Source organism: Methanomassiliicoccaceae archaeon DOK, assembly GCA_009911715.1.
Lineage (GTDB): Archaea > Thermoplasmatota > Thermoplasmata > Methanomassiliicoccales > Methanomethylophilaceae > Methanoprimaticola.
The window spans coordinates 854,974-874,476 of the sequence record CP047880.1 but is presented as its reverse complement, the minus strand read 5'-3'; the positions used below and the strand labels follow the sequence as shown (position 1 = coordinate 874,476).

Sequence of the window (19,503 nt, the reverse complement as noted above, 5' to 3'; positions counted from 1 at the left end):
ACGGTCAGCACCCTACCATCGGGCATGGCAGAAGAACGCGGATTCGTCTTCCACGGACCGGACGGTCAGGTCGAGCTCAGCATCGAAGAGGTCATGGATCTGGCGAAGAGGGACGACCCCGACGGCCTGTACGCGCTGGCGATGGCCTATCTTTTCGGCTGGGATGTCGAACAGAACGAGGATGTGGGCTACGACCTCCTCGAGAAGTCGGTCGCAGCCGGGCAGACGGAGGCGATGGCCCTGATGGTCAGACTCTTCATGCAGGGGGACTACTGCGGGATCGACAGCGAGAGGGCCGCCCAGCTGTCGATCACGGCCGCCAAGGACGGTGTCCCGGATGCCCAGCTCTACGCTGGGCTGGCGTACATGGACGGGGTATCCGTCGAACAGGACTACTCAGAGGCCGCACGCTATTTCAGACTGGCCGCGAACCAGGGCAACCAGGAGGCCAGGACGTCACTCGCCTACCTCTACCAGGAGGGCCTCGGCGTCGAGAAGGACGAACGCAAGGCCTATGGGATGTACCGCACGGCGGCCAAGGCCGGGAATGTGAACGCGATGTTCCAGGCGGGCATCTGCTGCGAGTTCGGAAACGGAACCCCCGTGGACCTCCGCCAAGCCGAGGAATGGTACAGGATGGGCGCTGACCAGGGGGACGCGTTCGCCATGGAGCGTCTCGGCTACCTCCTCTCCGAGTCCGACCCGCCCCGTGCGACGGAGTCGTTCGAATGGTTCCTGAAGGCTGCCTCCGAAGGAGTCCCCACAGCGATGCAGATGGTCGGATACTGCTACATGAGGGGGATCGGCACCGAAAGGAGCGACGAGGAGGCCCGCAAGTGGCTGAACATGGCGCGCGACAACGGTGTCGAGGAGGCTTCCGAGATGCTGTCCATGCTGGGATCCGTGCTCGGCCGAGGCGAACAGGCTTAAAACGGTACGGGATTCCCACCCTGGATAACATGGCCAGTTCGGAAGCTCTCAGGAAGGCCGCCGAGGAAGGCGACGCGGAAGCACAGTACCAGCTCGGACTCATATACCTTTATGGAAACGAGGAGCCCAAGGACGCCCGGAAGGCGTTCGAGTGGATGTCCAGGGCGGCGGCCCAGAACGTCGTGCCCGCCAAGAGGGAGCTCGGGGTCATGCTGGCCTCAGGCGAGGGGACCGAGCCCGACATACCCCGTGCGGTACAGATGCTCAGCGACGCTGCGGACAACCTCGACCCCGGAGCACTGTACCATCTCGGTCTGATGTACGAGAAGGGGATCGGCGTGCCGATGGACCTCCAGAAAGCCGTCAGGATGCTCGCCTACGCTGCATCCATGGGTTATCCCGGAGCTGAGTTCGATGCCGACAGGATCGACAGGATCCTCACGGAGGAGAGGAACAGGAACCTCCGCGCCAGGCCCATACTGAAGCTCCAGGTCTCCGACGTCGACGTCGAGGCCGCCTGCTGCAAGAGGATGCTGGACGAGCTCCTCGCCCAGAACATCATCTTCACCGAGACTATGCAGGGACCCGCCCTCCTCGGAGAAGACAAGGATGGCATGGATGCCGTCCTCCACAGCTGCCCGTTCTGCGGGGCCAAGCTGGAGTTCATCCCCCACGACCACAAGTGGTGAAACCATTCATCTGGCCGCGAGGAAGGAGATCGCCTCTTCGTTCCCCAACTCGGCGGCCAGCTTTATCAACCCGATTCCGCGGCGCTCGTCCTTAGCTATGCCCTCGCCCTTGATGTAGAGCAGGCCTAGGCTGTAGATCGCCTGGTCGTTCCATTGGAACGACGCCTTCTCGAAAAGTTTCGCGGCCGTCTCGAGACTGCGCTCCACCCCGGTTCCGCTGTAGTACATAGTGCCCAGAAGGTAGAGGGCCTCGTCGTTGCCCTTACGCGCCGATGCTGCCAGCATCTTCTCCGCCAGTGGGACGTCGACGCGCACCCCGTTTCCCGTCATGTAGCGGACGCCCAGGTTGAACATCGAGTGCGCGTCACCGCGGACGGCGGCCTCCTGGTAGAAACGGAGAGCGACCTCGTCGTCCTGCTCCACTCCGTCGCCCGTCTCGTAGATCCTTCCAAGGTTGAAGAGGGCGTCCACGTTGCCCTGGTTGGCCGATGCACGGTAGAGACGGAACGCCTCCTGCTTGTCACGTCTGACACCGTATCCGTTGAAGTACAGGTTGCCAAGGTTGCACTGGGCACCGGCATGACCCTTGTCGGCCGCGAGGAGATGCCATTTCGCGGCCTCCATCTTGTTCACCTTGACGCCCTCACCCATGTCGCACATGTACCCGAGACCGTACTGGGCCTCAACATAGCCCTGGTTGGCGGACTTCCTGTACCACCTTATGGTAGCGATCTTGTCCACGGGCACGCCGATGCCATAGCAGCACATGTACCCGTAAGTGTACTGTGCTGCCGCATCGCCTGCCTCCGCGGATGTGCGCAGAAGGTCGGCGGCGCGGTCGTAATCCTGCGGGACGCCGTCCCCCTCGTAGTACTTCTTTCCCAGAATGTACTGAGCTTCAGCATCCCCGCGTTTGCAACGGGCTTCGAGTTCCAGTAGCGTGGGCTCCTCGCTCGGCATGATAAGAACCGTTTACATGTATCTGCTATGTACACTATAAAGCAGAATATCATGGATGGATGATATATCCTTAAAAAACCATCCCAAGAGAATGTCTGGATGCCGCGTAAAACACGAAAAACCAGTCCGCTTGTATTATAAGTGGAGTGCTCCGATACACTAGCGATAGAATGGAGGCCGAATACACCATCGACGAGGCGATCGGGATCATCTCCCGGGCCGTAGAGAGGAAGAGGAAGGAGATCGCCGACCTCGAGAAGAGGAAGAGGCGCTTCAAGAGAGAGGACAGGATCGCTGAGATCCAGGAGTTCATCGACTACCTGAAAGCGGACCTCACGGCTTACATCAGCGTCCTCGCCGACATGAAGGACGACGACAGCCTGCTGGAGGGACTCGACCTCGACAACACCGATGTGGTCGAATGCCCCGTCAAGTACGACCAGTACATCAACGGTCTGTCGGCGGATGACCTCGAGAACGAGCTCGAGGCTGACGAGGTCCGCGCCGAGTACTGTGACGAGATAGTCGAGATGATGTGCTACGACATCGGGGAGGCCGCTCTCAAATCCAAGAAGATGGTGAAGTTCCTCCTAGACGACCCGTATGCCCTGGAGGCGCTGGGAGAACTGATTTTCTACGACGACTACCTCTACGACACGTTCAGGGCCCTTGCCGAGTCCGAAAAGGACAAGGACAAGAAGAAGAAAAAGAAGAGGAAGGATTAAACATGCCCGGAAGCAAGTACGAACGCGAGCTCAGATTCATTCAGACGGAGACCAGAAGACTCGGCAACCAGCTATCGAAGCTGCGTGAGATGATGCCCGTGGACCCCATAGAGGCTGCTAGGAAGGCCGACGAGGTCCTTGGCATAGAGGCGGAGATCGGCAGACTGCTTCAGAGGAAGAAGGAAATCGAGGAGTCCTTCATCGCCGCCGGCATGGAGGTCCCCTCCATGGACAAGGACATGAACGAGAACGTCCACCAGGACAGCCGCCCGTTCGTGGGAGATGAGGACGAATCCTCACCCGCCCCGCAGATCAAGCCGGAGGGCACGGTGGAGGAGCTGACTGAGGAGATCGAGTCGGTGACCGACGAGCTCATGGGCATCGAGATCAAGATGCTCCGTGCGGACATGAACGGGGACGAGGACGAGAAACAGAAGCTGTCCATGATGGCATCCTCCCTCAGGTCCAGAAGGGACACCCTCGTTGAGAGGGTCAAGGAACTCAAAGCCGAGGCCGCCTCTCCGGCCCCTGTAGAGGCACAGCCCGCATCCGTGGACCTCTCCGAGTACGAGAGGAGGTTCGAGGCCGTCGAGTCGGAGACCCGTGTCCTGAGATCTCAGATCGCGGACGTCAGGTCCGACGTCATCGACATGAAGGAGAGCCTCCGCCAGATCATGAACGCCCTCGGGATAAACGACTGAACGCACTTTTCTGCGTCACGGGCCTCAATGTCCCGTGACGTCCCCCGTACCGCCCGATTCCTGGAGACGGTCCGGGGGAATCTCTCCCAGTATCCCGCCTATCAGCTCGTCCTTTCTGGAAGTCCAGAACCCGCGGTCACAGACAAGCACTAGCCTGCGTTTCGCCCGGGATACTGCAGTGTTCACCACCTTCATCCCTATCGGGGTCTGGGAGCTGGTGAACCTCAGCGGAACGTCCCTGGAGGCGATGCCGTTGTCGGCCACACTGAGAATGACTGTGTCCCATTCCCTCCCCTGGGAACCGTGAACAGTCATGACACTGTCACGGTATTTTCTTCCGACCTTGCGTTTCAGGAGCGCCAGCTGCACCGAGTAGGGAGTCAGTATCGCGATCTCAGACGCATCCGACGACTCCTCCCTGAGGAATTGTCTGATCGCCAGCGCCTCCGGGAGGTTCTCCCTGCCGTCCCTGTGGTCGCAGACCACGTCCAGGCATTCGATCGAGAGGTCGCCTCCGTCCGGAGAGCCGGACAGGCCGTTCCTGTACACGAAACGGTCAAGAACCCTGGCGAGGTTCGTTCCGAAACGATGGGACTGCGTCAGGTCACCTCTGGCCGTCTCGCAGAACTCGGGATCGGCTCCGGATACGAACGAGGAGACGAGGGAACCCGGCCCCTTGTACAGCAGCTGCTCGCAGTATATGGCCGACAGCGACCACAGGAACCCGTAGCGGAGTCTGCCACCGCGCAATGCGGCCGACCTGAGGACCTCGTCATCGAGTTGAGAGACCGGCGGAAGCTGCATATGGTCCCCCAGGAACGTGACGGGGACACCGTTCGTGAACAATGATGCCGCCTGCATCAGACCGCAGTATCCGGCCTCGTCCAGGAAGATGTGGTCCACGTACAGCTCGGGGCGACCGTCCTCCTTGGATCCGTGGGGACGGAGGCGCGAGATGAACTGATGCGGTGTGGATGCGATGATCCTCGCATCCTCGAGCCTGCGAGAGACCCCTCCCGTCCTCATCCCCTCGATCTCCCTCTCCGTCTCGAAGATGGCGGCGAGGAGGTCCGCATCCGACCAGGAGGAATACTCCTCTATCTCGACGGCCGGACGCTGTCTGTCGTATATCATGGAGCGTATCTCGGAGAGGACCTCGAGGGCGTCCCTGTCGTCGAAGTCCCCCATCCTGTCCCTCGTGTCGGGACGCATCGAGAGGAATCCCCTCAGCCCATCCACCGCCTCCCTGAGCTCGGGAACGTCCTCCAAAAGCACCTTTCCCGAGACAGCGGACGCCTCGCGTGCGATGCGTATGGCGTCGAGGATCTCGCCCTCCAGACAGTCGCAGGCCCTCTCGTACATGACCTCCTCCAGACACTCCGCCTTCCTGTGGCAGGCGTCCAGCCTCCTCTGTGCCTGGCGGTCCTCGCACATCTCGGGATGCTCGCTGTAGAACGCCCTGGTCGGGACGCCCAGCCGGAGGATAGACCCTGTGAGGCGGCTGTCGCCGTCGAAGGCCTTGATTATTCCTCTCAGGACCTGCTCAACGGAGTTGTTGGTGGGCGCGAACACCGCTACACGGCCTCCGGCTTCGACCACCGCCCTGATGCATGTGGCGAGGACGTACTGGGTCTTGCCAGTGCCTGGAGCCCCCCAGACGTAGGACATCCTGTTGGTCAGTATGCTGTTTACCGCGTCGCGCTGCTCATCGGTCGGCTCTCCGCTCTCCGGATAGACAGGCGCGGTGCAGACGACATCCAGTTCGGGAGGCGTGAGGAGACTGCCGTAGCGCCGGTAGAAATCGCCCACGACGGATATGAGGAACTTCATGTCTGTGAGTAGACAGACCCTGTGCGATCCATCCCTCATCAGAGCCAGGACCTCCGATCCCGGCCTCACGACAACCGTCCTGGACACCTCGTCGTAGCGGTCGAACCCAGCCTCGGACTCCTGGAGGATCCTGTCCCCCACCATGAGCATGAGGCCGTTCGCATCCGGCATCTGACCGTCTATGTGGAGGACGGCGAACCCGTCTCCGACATCGCACGAGGACACCTCGGTCATCGAGACCCCCAGGGGCGGGTCGGTCATGTACTGCATGTCGGAAATGTACTGGTAAACCTGGGAAGCCGACTCCACGAGGACCTCGGACACGGATTCTCCGTCCATGCTGAACACTGGACGGCCGGAGTATTAACCGAAGCGCTGTTGACTAGGCTCGCTACACCCTAGATCGTCAGGAGTAGAAGCTCGCGTAGTTCTTCTCTATCTCCGGGTCCTCGAAGGTCGGAACCCCTTCGGAGAACTCCTCCCAGTCTATGGGCTCCCTGGACAGCAGAACGAACGAGTTGTTCTTGGCGTCGAACTTTATCGCGTCGTTGGACACCTTGATCTCCACATCGAAGAGTATGTTGAGGTCCATGTCCCTGTACTCGCCGTCGGGGTCCTCTATCGAGCGGTCCCTGCGGACGCTGTTGAACTTGATCCTCTTGACGCCGAGCAGTCCTCTGACGTTCTTGGTGACCCTGTCGAGGAAGTAACCGTTCCCCAGATTCAGGGACCAGAAGTCTATGTTATCATCCTCAGCGGGATCGACATCCACCTTCTCCCATCCGGTGTAGTCGTCCTTGCGCGTACCGGCGTAGATCCTGTACTGAGTCTCCTTCGATATCATCTTAGACCGTCCTCCTCAATCCACGCGCGCCTATATTAGCCATGTGCCGGCGCCTCCTGCGAGGGGATACGGTTAACCTCCTCATACCCATTCGGAGGCATGCGCTTCGCGTTCATATTCATAAATGAAGACCTGGCCGGCGTGGAGAGGACGTCGGTCAGGAACGGGGACAGCGTCTTCGTGGGGGTCCGCAACATCGAAGAGGCCTGCGGGGAGGCTGCGACGCTCGAGAGTGACGGGATCGGCTGCATAGAGCTCTGCGGAGCCTTCGGAGAGGAGGGAGCCAGAAGGGTCATGGAAGCCACCGGCATGCGCATCCCGGTCGGCTTCGTGGTACATCTGCCCGAGATGGACGAGACCTACGCAAGGGCCTTCGGATCTTCATGAGCCAGGCATATATAATTAGTCGGAGATTGGAGCGACATGTTCGCTGACGCCTGCCAGAAGGTCGCCGAGTTCGTGAGGCCGGTCGTGGTATCCATACGCCAGTACGACGGCCAGGTGAAGACCCAGTGCGGGACGTTCATGGTCCTGAACCGCGACGGCTGGATCGTCACCGCCGGGCACATCTACGACTCGTTCATGAAGTACCAGACCGACCAGAACAAGCTCAAGGAGATCAGGGAGCTGAACGAGTCCAGGAGCACCCGTCCCGGAGCTCCCAGCATGGAGGTGAAACCGGACCCCACCTACATCACCAACCACTCGTTCTGGTGGGGATGGGACGGAGTCAGGCTGAACAACGTCTTCGTCAACAGGCAGGTCGACATAGCGGTCGGAAGGCTGGAGCCCTTCGACCCCTCGTGGGTCAGCGAGTACCCCGTGCTGAAAGACCCCGCGCATGTCAGGCAGGGCACGAGCCTGTGCAGGATGGGCTTCCCGTTCGCCGACGGACAGATCCAGAGCAACTTCGACGAGTCCGCCAACGCGTTCAGGATCCCCAAGTTCCCGTTCCGCGACCTCCTGTTCCCGAACGAGGGCATCCACACCCGCACCATAAACCGCGGGATGTCCAAGGACGGGCTCTTCGAGCTCCTCTACGTGGAGACGTCCACCCCCGGCCTGACCGGCCAGTCAGGAGGGCCAATCTTCGACAGGGAGGGGCACATATACGCGATGCAGACCGAGACCGCCTTCCTAAGGCTCGGCCTCCATCCCACAGCGGAGTACGACGGCACCACCGTGGTGGAGAACCAGTTCCTCAACGTGGGTCGCGGCGTTCACGTGAAGACGATCCGCGACGTGCTCGACTACAGGAAGATAAGGTACGACGCCGAGGGCGACGAGACCGGATTCAGGATAATAGATTAATGCCGTTCCGTGACCGGGGGTCTGACCCCCCCCCGGCGTTCAGACGGACTTGCCTATCAGGTAGGCCTGCCTCGGGAAGTCGGTGGCGTCGACCGCGCCCCTCTCCCAGACGCCCGTGGCCTTGATGACCCCCTTCTCTACGGCGCCCTCCATGCAGTCCCTTGTGAGGCCCCTGAAGCTGTCCACTGCGAGTTCCAGCATCGACTCGTCGGGATCGGCCGCGGCCACGATTATGTAGACCTGCTTGTTGTTGAGCTTGGTGTAGAACGGGACCATCCTGTCTATGAGGGCCTTGATCTGCGCGGATATCGTGTAGAAGTACACCGGTGAAGAGAACACCAGGACGTCGGCGTCCAGCATCTTCTCCCTTATCTCCTCCATGTCGTCCTTGTAGACGCACCTGCCGCTCTTCACACAGGAGTCGCAACCTGTGCAGAAGTGGATGTCCTTCTCGCAGACGCGGACCGTCTCCACGTCGTGGCCGGCGTCCTTTGCGCCTTCTGCGAACTTGGAGCACAGAGTCTCGGTGTTCCCGCCCTTCCTGGGCGATCCTGACAGAATGAGTACCTTAGCACACATCGGGATGGAATCCCCGTACTCGGATATCATCCTATCCCGCCGCGCCGACCTTCAGTCGGGATGACCGTCGCCGCTGGCCACGGGAACCGAACACACCGGGGTTATTCGGCCCGTTCGGCCACCCCCTATGAAGGCTTATCTATGGAACCCCGATTGCCGTGTCATGCAAGGACTGTTCTGCCCCGGATGCAAGAGCCTTCTGGCCCCTGGCTCGAACCGCTGCATGAGATGCGGGATGACCGCCGACGGACTGGTTACCAGCAACCAGTCCAGCCTGAGCAGCATCCAGGAGAGGAGGGCTCCCGAGCCCAGGCTGGTGCAGTCCGAGAACCGCGACGCCCCCTACATGCCGTACGAGCCCAGGGGGTGTCAGCTGGACATTATCTGCGACATCCGCTCTTTCCTCGACGAGGGCCGCCACGTCGTCATAGAGTCCGGCACCGGAACGGGCAAGACCATAGTCTCGCTCGCCGCCTCCCTGCAGCACGCAAAGGCCACCGGCAAGAAGATCGTCTACGTCGTCCGCACGATCACCCAGACCGACGCCGTGATGAAGGAGCTCCGCGCCATCTCGAGGATCAAGAGCGTGTCCGGGATAGCGCTAACGGGCAGGAACAAGTCTTGCCCCCTGTTCAGGGGGACGTCCGGTTTCGAGCAGATACCCTCGAACGTCCTCTCCATGATGTGCGAGGACCGCAGGAACAAGAGCATCAAGGGCCAAGCGGGCGGCTGCAGGTTCTACGACCGTCTGAAGACGGAGATCGACAACATCGAGAGGTACTGCAGGGAGAACATCCCGTCGTCCGACGACCTGGACAGGTTCTGCGAGAAGCTGGGGGTCTGCCCCTATGAGGCGAAGAAGCTCCTGCTGAAGAAGGTTGATGTCATCGCGGCCCCGTACATACAGATCCTCAACCCCGACATCAGGGAGAGCCTCATGGCCAACATGGACCTGAGCGGCGACCCCCGCGGGATGATGGTCATCGTCGACGAGGCCCACAACTTCCTCGACGCGGCCAGAGGCAGCGAGACGTTCGTCATCGACAAGCAGATGGTCGACAACGCCATCGACGAATGCCCGACCTACAGGGACCCCACCGTATGGGAGGAGGTCCGTCTGGACACCTTCCTGAACTTCTTCAAGGTGTGCATCCGTGCGGCTGCGACCGAGAAGCTCGGCTTCAACGAACACGACTACGTATTCACGGACGACTTCATCGAGGACAAGATGATGGCGAAGTTCGGGATGTCCCGCTCCGACCTGGAATCCGCCGTCGAGAGGGCCCTCGACCTCGGGGAGGCGAGGACGGAGAGGCTCATCGACAGTGGGGAGAACAGGACCTCGTACGTCGAGGACCTGGCAGTCAAGATGAAGGCATGGTTCTCCTCCGGCTCCGACCGGTTCGTCAGGTCGATCAAGACCGACAAGGACGGCGAGTACCTGGTCGCCACATGCATCGACCCCTCCGAGATCTCTCGCTTCCTCAACACTGTCCCCGGCACGCTCCACATGTCGGGCACCCTGAAGCCGCTCGACCAGTACGCCAGGGTACTCGGCCTCGGCAACAACCCGAAGTTCAGGACCTATCCTTCACCGTTCCCGGCAGAGAACAAGCTTGTGGTCTACGCCAGGAACGTCACCACCAAGTACGACGCGATGAGGGAGGACCCCGGGATGCAGAACCGCATCGAGAGGATGATAGTGGACATCTGCGACGCCGTCGAGAAGAACATCCTGGTGATGTTCACGTCGTACAACTACATGCGCAGCATGCGCCCATACCTGGAGAGGCACATCGACCGCCCCAAGTACTGGGAGGAGTCCGGGAACCAACGCAGGACGGCAGAGAGCCTCGCGAGGTTCAAGTCTGGCCACAACGGGGTTTTCTTCTCGGTCCTCGGGGGATCCGTCGCGGAGGGCATCGACTTCCCCGGAGACGAGCTGTCAGTCACCATCATCGTCGGCATCCCGTTCCCCCCTCCGTCCAAGGAGCTCAAGGCCATGAGCGACCGCTACGACCAGAGGTACGGACAAGGGAAGGGATGGCTGTACACCAGCCAGGTCCCCGCCGTCAGGAAGATCAACCAGGCCACGGGAAGGCTTATCAGGATGGAGGACGACAGAGGCGTCGCCGTCATACTGGACCACAGGGCCTCCAGGTTCGCCAAGGACATAGGCGCGGTCCCGACCGACGACCCCGTCGCGGATGTCATCAGGTTCTTCAGCTCGGCCTCGTCCCGCAGGTCGACATAACATAGGTGCTCCCATTCGATATACGGATGGCGACATATGTCTTGAGAATTTAAGATATAATGCATGTATGTCCGTTTACCGCTGTTGTACAGCAACGTGTATATATCGAATGCCGAATCTCCACCGCATGCCGTTGCTGAACATCCTTTCGGACATCAAAGTCTGGATAGCGGTCGCCATAATCCTGGCCCTGATCTTCGGTTTCGGGAGTCCCGATGCCTCCACGATCATGATGATAGCGCTGATAGCGCAGATGGCCGTGGCTCTGGACGGTATCCAGTTCAGCAGGCACGACTTCGGGGACTACAAGAAGCCCATCGTCCTCAACATACTGTGCTGTTTCATCATCTGCACCGGGTTCACCCTGGTCACGGGTCTCTTGTTCATCGACAACCAGGCCCTCTGGACCGGCTGGGTCATGCTCTCCGCCGTCCCCTGCGCCATCTCCGTCGTCCCGTCCGCTCTCTTCCTCAGGGCAGACCCCAAACTGGCGGTGCTGTCCCTGGCCGTCATCTACGTCGTCGCCATCGCGCTCACCCCGATCATCACGCATACACTGATCGGCAACTCGGTCAATCCGCTCGAGGTCCTCAGGTACATCCTGATGTTCATCCTCATACCGTTCATCCTGACGATACCGCTGAAAAGGCTCCATCTCAAACAGGCTCCCAAGACGGTCTTCATCAACCTGATGATGTTCATCCTGGTGTTCGTGGGCCTGGGTTCCAGACAGGAGTTCGTCTTCTCGGAGCCTATGGTCGTCCTGAGCCTGGTCGTCGCCTGCATCTTCCGTATCTTCCTAGTCTCGATCGTCCTGGTCTACGCGATGAAGAAGCTGAAGGTGAACAGGACCAACGGCCTGAATTATGTGACCTTCTCTTATTGGAAGAATTCAGGGATGAGTGCTTCCCTGACCATGGGCCTGTTCGCCGCTACCATGCCCGAGGCGGTGCTTCCGTGCGTCGTATCCCTCATCGTGGAAGCAGTGTGGTTCGCGATCCTGACGAAGGCCGTAGACAGACTGTGGCCCAATGAAAAGACGAACGATGAAATCCTCTCAGAAGAGATTGCATCCCAAACCATCTGACCGCGTAATCCTTGCGAACCCACGCAAAAGAGACAAGGTTTTGAAAATAACAAAATAATAGCGCGGGGGCTCCCCCGCCCGCTTACCAGACGGGTGCGTCCTCAAGGCCATCTGAGTGACGACTGCCACTGCACAGACCTCCTGGATGAGACGATATGGACACTGTAGACCACCAGCTACACGCCGAGTGGTTCAGACATCCTCTGGCGGAGAAGTGATTAGCACGGTACGGACCCCCGTGCGATGGGTAAGGAGTTTGGGAATCGGTTTACCTCTTGCGGTACTCGGCGATCAGGATCAGCACCATGATGGCAGCTGCGACAGCCGCCGCGGCGCACGCCACGGTCTTCTCGGCCTCGTCGTCATCGTCGACGGACGACACCATGTTGCCCGTTGTGTAGGTCTCGGAGAAGGTCCATGTTTCCCCTTCGGATTCGATGGTCATCGTCACGGTGTACTGGCCCCTCTGCGAGACGACGAGCGTGTTCCCCTGTGTGCCGTCGCCCCAGGCGAGGGAGACCGTCGCGCCCTCGAACTGGGTGCTGTATCCCGCAGCGAGTCTCATAGATGACCCATCGGAGGTCGCGGTGATGTTCAGATCAGGTTCTACGGGCGTCCAAACGGCCCTAACATCTGTGGAAGAGGAGACCGCTGTGTTGGGGTCCCAGGGTTCCCCGTCGGATGTCTCCCATCCGCTCAGCGTGAAGCCGTCCCTGGTGAAAGCGGGGTAGGCATCCTCCGGAATCGGCTCGTTTTGAACCACAAAGCGGGTTTCCTGTTCGTTCCATCCCTGGAATGTGACCCCGACGCCGTTGTAGACGGCAAGTCCGTCGTCCGAGCTTCTGAGCAGCTTTCCGTATCCCAGCGAGAACATCTCTGGTTCCGCGTCTCCCTCGATCAGGAGGGCCCCCTGTTCGAAATCGTCACCTAGTATCAGAATGATGGACGACTCGGGGTCCTTGAGGGCGAATCCCTGCTCCGCCTGAATGAACGGACCGGCTATCCTGGTCCCGCTATAGACCCGGTTGATCCCGTCTATGTCGCAGACCCCGGACAGCACGACCTCGGGGATGCTGGTGCTGGATTCGAATTCGACGATGACGGAGCAGGCATCGGATGTGCCGTTTTCCTTTATCGTCAAGCCTTCGAGATCGAGGGTGAGATGGCCTGAATCGATGGTATATGCGATTACTCCACCGCTTCTGTTATCTGTGGCTGTGTTGCCCTTTATCGTCACACCATCCAGATTGAGCGCGAGATGACCGTTGGCAGAATAAAACAAAACCTACGAGCGATCGACGGAGGAGAACCGGTGGGAAAACCCCCTCACGTGTACGCTTCCACCGGATTCGAACGTGCGAATCCGTACGGGAGAATGCGGGATCACATGGAAGCTGTGTGGTTCGCGATCCTAGCGAAATTCATCGACGGATGTGGCGTCCGGAGAAGGATGCTGACGAGGTGCCGATGGGGCAGATCGCTGCGTCGTGAACCTTGTTCGGATTGGTTGTATCTGGATGGATGGGTAAACCAATATTTAAATAGCAAAATATCCTTCATAGATTCAACCGCCGGAATCATAACCAGGGTCGGCAGTCTCGAAAGCTCATGTTCAGTTTCCTCCTTTACGGCGGAAGTCCGGCCCTGTTCCATTTCCATCTCGATTGTCATGGCCGAAATGATGCATGGTGTTGAATCTGGTCGAAGAATGGAAGTTGGAAATTATGACCAGAAAGACACTCATCGCGTACTTTTCCGCGACAGGCAACACTGTCGCGGGGGCCAAGTCGATGGCGACTGCCACGGAATCCGACATCTATGAGATCAGGCCTTTACTCCCCTACACCATCGAGGATCTTGACTGGACCGACAGGAACGGTCGCAGCTCGATAGAGTCCGATGACGTCTCCAGCCGCCCATCCATTGCAGATCCTTTGGAAGACATGTCGCAGTATGATGCTGTGATGCTAGGGTTCCCGATATGGTGGTACGTCGAACCCCGTATCGTCGACACCTTCCTGGACAGCCACAACATTGCCGGGAAGACCATCGTGCCGTTCGCCACCTCAGGCGGCAGCGGGATAGATAGGGCTGAAAGGAGTCTGAAGGCAGGGTACCTCCAAGTGAGATGGGGCAAGGGAAGACTTCTGAACCACGGTGATGCGGCGGCCTGGGCAAGGGACACGTTGGATATCGTGTATGAATACGAAACTCAGCGACCTGTCTGCACTTACGACATGTGATCGTAGAAAACGACAGTCGTCATGATCGCCTACGAACAAGCGGACCCTCCATCGCAGTTTTATATTGAATCCACTTACACCGGCTCAAGCGGAGTTAGCTAAGCTTGGCCCACGGCGCCGGTCTTGAAAACCGGTGGAGAATTCTCCACGGGAGTTCGAATCTCCCACTCCGCGCCTTATATCACTCAACCTTAACTACGTGACTTTCGCTTATTATACGAACTGCGAAATGTCCGCTAGAAAGACCTTGGAAAATATCCACAGTTACAATCGAAAGAGGTAAAACGGGGGATGGATGAACCACCCCCCCAAAACCCTTTTAGAATCGGTTCTCGGTTGAGCCGATCTTGAACTCGCCTATCGGGATGAGCCTGAACACCACCGTGTCCGCATAGACCAGTGGGTCGGAGTGCCTGAAGAAAACCACGCTGTCGCACTCGGCGATGATCTCCTGCCTCACGGATCCCTCATAGGGGTCGATGACCCTGGCGATGACGTCCCCGGCGTTGACCTGCGCCTCCACCTCGACCAGGGGCTCGAAAATGCCTGCCTCCCTGGTCTGGACGCTGACGAGATGGCTCTCCTCGATGACGTCCGGGATGTACCCCGCCTTCCCGTCGTAGGAGATGGCCCCGATCCTGTTGAGGAACCTCGTGACGCTGTCCACCACGCGCAGTGCGCTCGCCCTGTCAATCCTCGAGGTCTCCTGGGTGTAGAGGGAGAAGGCCTTGGTCTCCCATATCTGCCAGTTGTAGTTCAGAACTCCCGAGTCGAACGGGACGGGGTCGACGAGGACGACGTAGGGGAGCGCGAAGACCTTGGCGTCCTCGACGCTCTCGAACCCGGTCCTCATCATCCTGACGTGGGGTGTGAACTGGCCGGGGGCGTGGTAGCTGGCGAACTGCACCCCGTACCTGTAGCCGATGAGCTCCTTGAAGAGGCCGTCGGCGATCCTCTGGGTGGTCTCGCCCAGGTCGTAGCCCGGGAACATCCTGTTGATGTCGGAGTTGTCAGTCGGCCAGAACCTCTTGCCTATGTTCATCGAGTAGGGGTTCACGCACGGTATGACGGTGATAGAGTGCCCCTCGTTGATCAGGCCCCTGGCCTCCAGCGTCTTCAGCCTGTCGACCAACTGGGAGCAGCAGTACAGCTGCTGCACCTCGTTGCCCCTCATAGAACCCACGACGCACATGGTCTTCTCGCCGGATCCGAACCTGAACCCGGTGACGCGGAAGGAGTCCCTGTACATCGACTCCAGCTCATAAATCACGGTCCTCTCCATGCAATCACTCCCTCAGTATCCTCGCGATGAGCGATCCCTCGTCGACGACCGGGTACTCCCTGAGCGTGAAGACGAGTCCGTCGCAGGGCGATTCGACCTTCACGAGGACCTCGCCCGTCATGGGGCTGACGATGTCGCCGAGATGCTCCCCCTGGCGGACGCCCCTCCAGTGCTCGATGCGCGGGACGAAGATGCCGCCCTTGGCTGCGTTTATGTACTCCACCTTGCCGTCGACGGAGACTATCGGCTCCCTGACGTAGGGCACAGGGCCGTCCCACATGCCTAGATGGGCCATCAGGGAGATGATGCCCTTGCTGAGCTGGTTCCCGTACTCGATAGTGAGCCTCATCCCGACGCCCATCTCCGCGACCAGGGTCTTGGTGCCGACCATGTTCAGCGAGTAGGCGAGCGTGGACTCCAGGACGGTGGCAGCCGAGTGGACCCACACGAAGTCGACGTTCATGTACCTGGCCAGGGGCACGAGCTCCTCGGCCGTGAGCTCGTTGATCCTGATCTGGGGTATCTCCCTGAGGAAGATGTTGCTGGCGTGGATGTCGATGCACACGTCCGCCCCCGCGATGTCGTTGAAGATCTCCGAGGCGATGTACTCCGGCATGGAACCGTCCTTCCTGCCCGGGAAGGTCCTGTTCATGTCGAGGTCGAACCCGGGGATCCCCCTGGTTATGGAGTCTATGCCCAACGGGTTGAGCGCCGGATAGATATCCACGATGCCCTTCAGATGCTGCATGTTGGCCTTCAGGAACCTGGCCAGCTCGAAGCAGACCAGCTGCCCCTCCAGCTCGTCGCCGTGGGTGCCGGTGACTATGCATATCCTCTTCGCATCAGGCCCGACGCCCTCGGGCGCGATCCTGTTCTTCTGAACCCTGAGCTCCTCGTCCACGGGGAGTTTGATAGAGACGACGTTCTCGATCATGAGCTGACCTCCTGGTCGTTGACGGGGGAGACGTTGGCGTGCACCCTCTGGGAGACCGGATGCGCACCGAAGAACACCCCTCTGTTAATGCGGCAGTCATCGTAGTCCCTGCCGTGTGACACCTTGATGTGGCGCGGGCCGACGAATGTGTCCCCCGTCGGGTCCAGCCCGTACCAGGTCCCCTCGTGGAGGACCTCCACCCATGCATGGCTCTCGCCCTCGCCGACGGTGAACCCGACGACGTACCTGCACGGGATGCCCCTGCTCCTGAGCAGGGAGATGAGGATCTGGGCGTAGTCCTGGCAGACCCCCCTCCCGAGGGCCATCGCATCCTCAGCGGTGGTCTCCGGGCCGGTGACGCCCTTCTCGTAAACGAATTTGGAATGGAGCCTGTGCATCAGGCCGACGGCGCGGGACAGGTCGTCGCAGTCGCAGTCCGGTGCCGATGCGAGGAAGCCCAGCAGAGCGGGCCCTGGCTCCGTCCTCTGCGTCTGGTACTTGAAAACCATACCGTCGTCGTCCAGCGCGGGCGACTCCGGCACCGGACCCTCGGGCTCCGCGGAAGGGACCTCGACCGTCCCCTGGACGGACACGGAGAAGGAGGAGTGGCCGTCGTAGACGGTCCCCTCAATGGTCGCGTTGCCGAAACCGTCGGTCCCCGAGGTGTGCGGGGAGTCCGGCATGATCGACACCTGCGAGGCCAGAACCCTCTGCCTGAGCGTGTCCGATGGGACGCAGCGCAGCGTGTACGAGTGCCTGACAGCCTCGCCGTCGAAGCCCAGCGTGAGCTGGTACTGGAACCCAAGCAGGTACTTTCCGGTGTCCAGGATAGCATCCCTCCGGCTGGCGAATCATGAGGCAGTAGTTAACGTTGTCTCAGACATCCACCATAGACTCGATGAGACGGATGGCGTCGGCGTACGGGACATCCTCCTGGGCCAGCATGTTCCTCAGCCTGGGGATGGCGTCCTGGTCGTAGCTCAGACCGGTCCTGACGATCCTGTTCTGCAGCCTGTTGACCTCGAAGGATATCTTGTCCGCGGGCAGGCCGAACCTCAGGTACAGGTCGATCCTCTCGATCCTCCTGGCGGCCTTGACTATGCTCCTCTCGCTGTAGTCGACGACGCGGTCGTCGAGGCAGCCCCAAAACGCGAAGATGTCGTCGATGACGGTCTGGAGCCCTATCAGCGGCGCGACGCCCAGTGAGGCCTTCCTCATGTCGTAGATGGCCAGCTGGATGTAGGACAGCGTGTCGGATCCTATGTCGTCCCTGAGCACCACCGCGTTGTCGTAGGCGCGTATCAGGTTGCTGATGATCGAGTCGGGGTTGGAATCGTCGAACGGGTAGTTCCTGAGGAAGTCCTCCTTGTCGGCGTAGACGTTCGGGATGCTCACCCTGCGGCAGTACTCCGGATAGGAGATCTCCTGCTCGTCGATCATCCTGTCGTATCCCCTGAAGAACTCCATGCAGGTGGTGTAGACCCTCTCCACGTACCTTCCGAGCCAGAACAGCTCGTTAGCCTTCTCTGTGGTGATGTTGCTCATCTTGATCACCTCGAAAGGACCCATGTGTCCTTGAACCCGCCTCCCTGGGACGAGTTGACAATGAACGAGTCGGGGTTCCTGGAGAACCTGGTGAGCCCGCTCCTCCAGACCATGGTCTCGTCGGCGGTGAGGACGAACGCCCTCAGGTCCGCCTTCCTGAACACCCTCTGGTCGCCCTCCAGGATGTCCAAGTCCTTGAAGTCGATGACCTCCTGGGCTATGAACCTCCTGGGCTCCCTCTTGATCAGGTCTATCAGCGCCGCCTTGTGCTCGGCGTCAAGCTTGCTACCGAAGACCACTCCGTATCCTCCGGCCTCGGCGACGTCCTTGATCACGAGCCTGTCGAAGTTCTCCAGGACGTACTCCCTGTCCTCCTCGTAGAACGGGAGGTACGTGGGGGCGTTGTTCAGAATCGGCTCCTCGCCCAGGTAGTACTTGATCATCTTGGGCACGAAGTAGTAGATCCCCTTGTCGTCGGCGATGCCGTTGCCGGGCGCGTTGATCAGCGCCACGTTGCCGGCGCGGTAGGCCGACATGATGTGGGGCACCCCGATGACGGAGTCCTCCACGAAGACCATGGGGTCCAGGTAGTCGTCGGAGATCCTCCTGTAGACGGCTCCGACCCTCTGCTTGTCGCCGTGGTAGTCGGTGTAGTAGACCACGTTGTCCTCGACGGTCAGGTCCTGGCCGGTGACCAGCACCGCGCCGGTCTGCTCAGCCAGGTACGAGTGCTCGAAGTAGGCGGCGTTGTAGCGGCCGGGGGTGAGGATGACGTTGATGCCTCCGGTGTTGACGTTGTCCATGGTCCTCTTGAGGAGCTGGGCGTAGTCCCTGTTGTCCTCCACAGGGTAGTGCTTGAACGTCGCCGGGGAGGCCATCCTGGTGAACTTCCTGGCGATGAGCGGGTAGGAGGCGCCGGAGGGGACCCTGAGGTTGTCCTCCAGGACGTACCATGTGCCGTCCTTTGCCTGGACCAGGTCGATGCCGGATATGTGGCTGTAGATGCCCTTGGGCGGGACTATACCGTCGCACTCCTTAAGGAACCCGGAGGAGGTGAACACGAACTCCTCCGGCACGACACCGTCCTTGATGATGCGCTTCTCGCCGTAGATGTCCGCCAGGAAGCGGTTGAGGGCGTCGACCCTCTGCCTGAGCCCCTTCTCCAGGTAGTCGAACTCCTCCTTGGAGATGACCCTGGGGATGGGATCGAAGGGGAAGAGCTGCTCGTTGAACTTGCCGTCCTTGTAGATGCCGAACTTGACCCCGTACCTTGCCAGGAGACTGTTCACCGTCTCCGTCTGCTTGAATAGATCGTCCATGTTGAATCCTGCCGTGTGGGGCCTTCGGCCCGATGGGCGGGTATGGCTGTATAGCATTTAATAAGAATCTAATCCGACCGGGAAGTGTTTGATGGATGCATCTATCGATGCATGCCAGCACATTGGATGCGCCATCCACCTGTATACAATGCAATGTATTAACAAGAGTGAACTAGATTACTTCTCCGGCCGCAGTCTATCTCCTCACATCCGCCTCGCGTTCACGCCGCGGGGCCTCAGACACTACGCGGCCTCCTTCTCCGACAACCC

The 19,503-nt window shown here is 60.0% G+C and carries 19 protein-coding genes and 1 tRNA gene; 10 read left to right on the top strand and 10 right to left on the bottom strand.

All coding sequences use genetic code 11. The features are described from left to right. The first annotated feature begins 24 nt into the window (after positions 1-24). Complete coding sequence (locus tag JS82_04435; protein QHK17386.1) at positions 25-930, top strand: hypothetical protein; 906 nt, start codon at positions 25-27, stop codon at positions 928-930. A gap of 29 nt (positions 931-959) precedes the next feature. Next, on the top strand, positions 960-1,619 hold the full coding sequence (locus JS82_04430) for a sel1 repeat family protein (protein QHK17385.1): 660 nt from the start codon (positions 960-962) through the stop codon (positions 1,617-1,619). Positions 1,620-1,625: 6 nt separating this feature from the next. On the opposite strand, the gene JS82_04425 is transcribed toward JS82_04430, so the two are convergent. Further along, a complete protein-coding gene (locus JS82_04425; protein ID QHK17384.1) occupies positions 1,626-2,579 on the bottom strand; it encodes a hypothetical protein in 954 nt (317 codons plus the stop codon). 170 nt (positions 2,580-2,749) lie between these two features. Between JS82_04425 and JS82_04420 the strand changes: the two genes are divergently transcribed. Both JS82_04420 and JS82_04415 read left to right on the top strand, forming a co-directional pair. Next, positions 2,750-3,304, top strand: coding sequence for a hypothetical protein (locus tag JS82_04420; protein ID QHK17383.1), 555 nt, complete (start codon positions 2,750-2,752; stop codon positions 3,302-3,304). A 2-nt stretch (positions 3,305-3,306) separates the two neighbouring features. Further along, positions 3,307-4,005 carry a hypothetical protein gene (locus JS82_04415; GenBank protein QHK17382.1) on the top strand — a complete coding sequence of 233 codons (699 nt, stop codon included), beginning with the start codon at positions 3,307-3,309 and terminating at the stop codon, positions 4,003-4,005. Between the two features lie 24 nt (positions 4,006-4,029). On the opposite strand, the gene JS82_04410 is transcribed toward JS82_04415, so the two are convergent. Both JS82_04410 and JS82_04405 read right to left on the bottom strand, forming a co-directional pair. Continuing rightward, on the bottom strand, positions 4,030-6,174 hold the full coding sequence (locus JS82_04410) for an AAA family ATPase (protein QHK17381.1): 2,145 nt from the start codon (positions 6,172-6,174) through the stop codon (positions 4,030-4,032). A gap of 67 nt (positions 6,175-6,241) precedes the next feature. After that, positions 6,242-6,679, bottom strand: a complete 438-nt coding sequence (locus JS82_04405) for a hypothetical protein (protein QHK17380.1) — start codon at positions 6,677-6,679, stop codon at positions 6,242-6,244. 99 nt (positions 6,680-6,778) lie between these two features. On the opposite strand from JS82_04405, the gene JS82_04400 reads away from it, so the two are divergent. Continuing rightward, positions 6,779-7,066 (top strand): hypothetical protein, encoded by a 288-nt coding sequence (locus JS82_04400; GenBank protein QHK17379.1) that lies wholly within the window; start codon positions 6,779-6,781, stop codon positions 7,064-7,066. 36 nt (positions 7,067-7,102) lie between these two features. Beyond that, positions 7,103-7,990, top strand: a complete 888-nt coding sequence (locus tag JS82_04395) for a serine protease (GenBank protein ID QHK17378.1) — start codon at positions 7,103-7,105, stop codon at positions 7,988-7,990. A 39-nt stretch (positions 7,991-8,029) separates the two neighbouring features. On the opposite strand, the gene JS82_04390 is transcribed toward JS82_04395, so the two are convergent. Then, positions 8,030-8,569, bottom strand: coding sequence for a flavodoxin family protein (locus tag JS82_04390; GenBank protein QHK17377.1), 540 nt, complete (start codon positions 8,567-8,569; stop codon positions 8,030-8,032). Positions 8,570-8,732: 163 nt separating this feature from the next. Here JS82_04390 and JS82_04385 point away from each other — a divergent pair, with 163 nt between their 5' ends. Together JS82_04385 and JS82_04380 are read left to right on the top strand one after the other, a co-directional pair. Continuing rightward, positions 8,733-10,823, top strand: coding sequence for a DEAD/DEAH box helicase family protein (locus tag JS82_04385; GenBank protein ID QHK17376.1), 2,091 nt, complete (start codon positions 8,733-8,735; stop codon positions 10,821-10,823). A 127-nt stretch (positions 10,824-10,950) separates the two neighbouring features. Then, on the top strand, positions 10,951-11,910 hold the full coding sequence (locus JS82_04380; GenBank protein QHK17375.1) for a Na+-dependent transporter: 960 nt from the start codon (positions 10,951-10,953) through the stop codon (positions 11,908-11,910). Between the two features lie 268 nt (positions 11,911-12,178). Here JS82_04380 and JS82_04375 read toward each other — a convergent pair whose 3' ends face one another. After that, positions 12,179-13,051 (bottom strand): hypothetical protein, encoded by an 873-nt coding sequence (locus JS82_04375; GenBank protein QHK17374.1) that lies wholly within the window; start codon positions 13,049-13,051, stop codon positions 12,179-12,181. Between the two features lie 583 nt (positions 13,052-13,634). Between JS82_04375 and JS82_04370 the strand changes: the two genes are divergently transcribed. Together JS82_04370 and JS82_04365 are read left to right on the top strand one after the other, a co-directional pair. Next, a complete protein-coding gene (locus tag JS82_04370) occupies positions 13,635-14,153 on the top strand; it encodes a flavodoxin (GenBank protein QHK18406.1) in 519 nt (172 codons plus the stop codon). Between the two features lie 88 nt (positions 14,154-14,241). Then, a tRNA-Ser gene (locus JS82_04365) sits at positions 14,242-14,327 on the top strand. A gap of 145 nt (positions 14,328-14,472) precedes the next feature. Here the strand turns inward: JS82_04365 and JS82_04360 are convergent. From JS82_04360 to JS82_04340, 5 genes are all read right to left on the bottom strand, one after another. Continuing rightward, a complete protein-coding gene (locus JS82_04360; GenBank protein QHK17373.1) occupies positions 14,473-15,435 on the bottom strand; it encodes a succinylglutamate desuccinylase in 963 nt (320 codons plus the stop codon). 4 nt (positions 15,436-15,439) lie between these two features. Next, positions 15,440-16,369, bottom strand: a complete 930-nt coding sequence (locus JS82_04355; protein QHK17372.1) for a succinylglutamate desuccinylase — start codon at positions 16,367-16,369, stop codon at positions 15,440-15,442. Continuing rightward, positions 16,366-17,052: a transglutaminase family protein gene (locus JS82_04350; protein ID QHK17371.1), complete on the bottom strand. Its 687-nt coding sequence runs from the start codon at positions 17,050-17,052 to the stop codon at positions 16,366-16,368. Before JS82_04350 ends, JS82_04355 begins: the two co-directional genes overlap by 4 nt. Before the next feature lie 193 nt (positions 17,053-17,245). Further along, the gene (locus JS82_04345; GenBank protein QHK17370.1) at positions 17,246-17,914 is read right to left on the bottom strand and encodes a hypothetical protein; all 669 of its coding nucleotides are present in this window, start codon (positions 17,912-17,914) and stop codon (positions 17,246-17,248) included. Positions 17,915-17,919: 5 nt separating this feature from the next. Beyond that, positions 17,920-19,233, bottom strand: a complete 1,314-nt coding sequence (locus JS82_04340; GenBank protein ID QHK17369.1) for a circularly permuted type 2 ATP-grasp protein — start codon at positions 19,231-19,233, stop codon at positions 17,920-17,922. Positions 19,234-19,503: the final 270 nt, after the last annotated feature.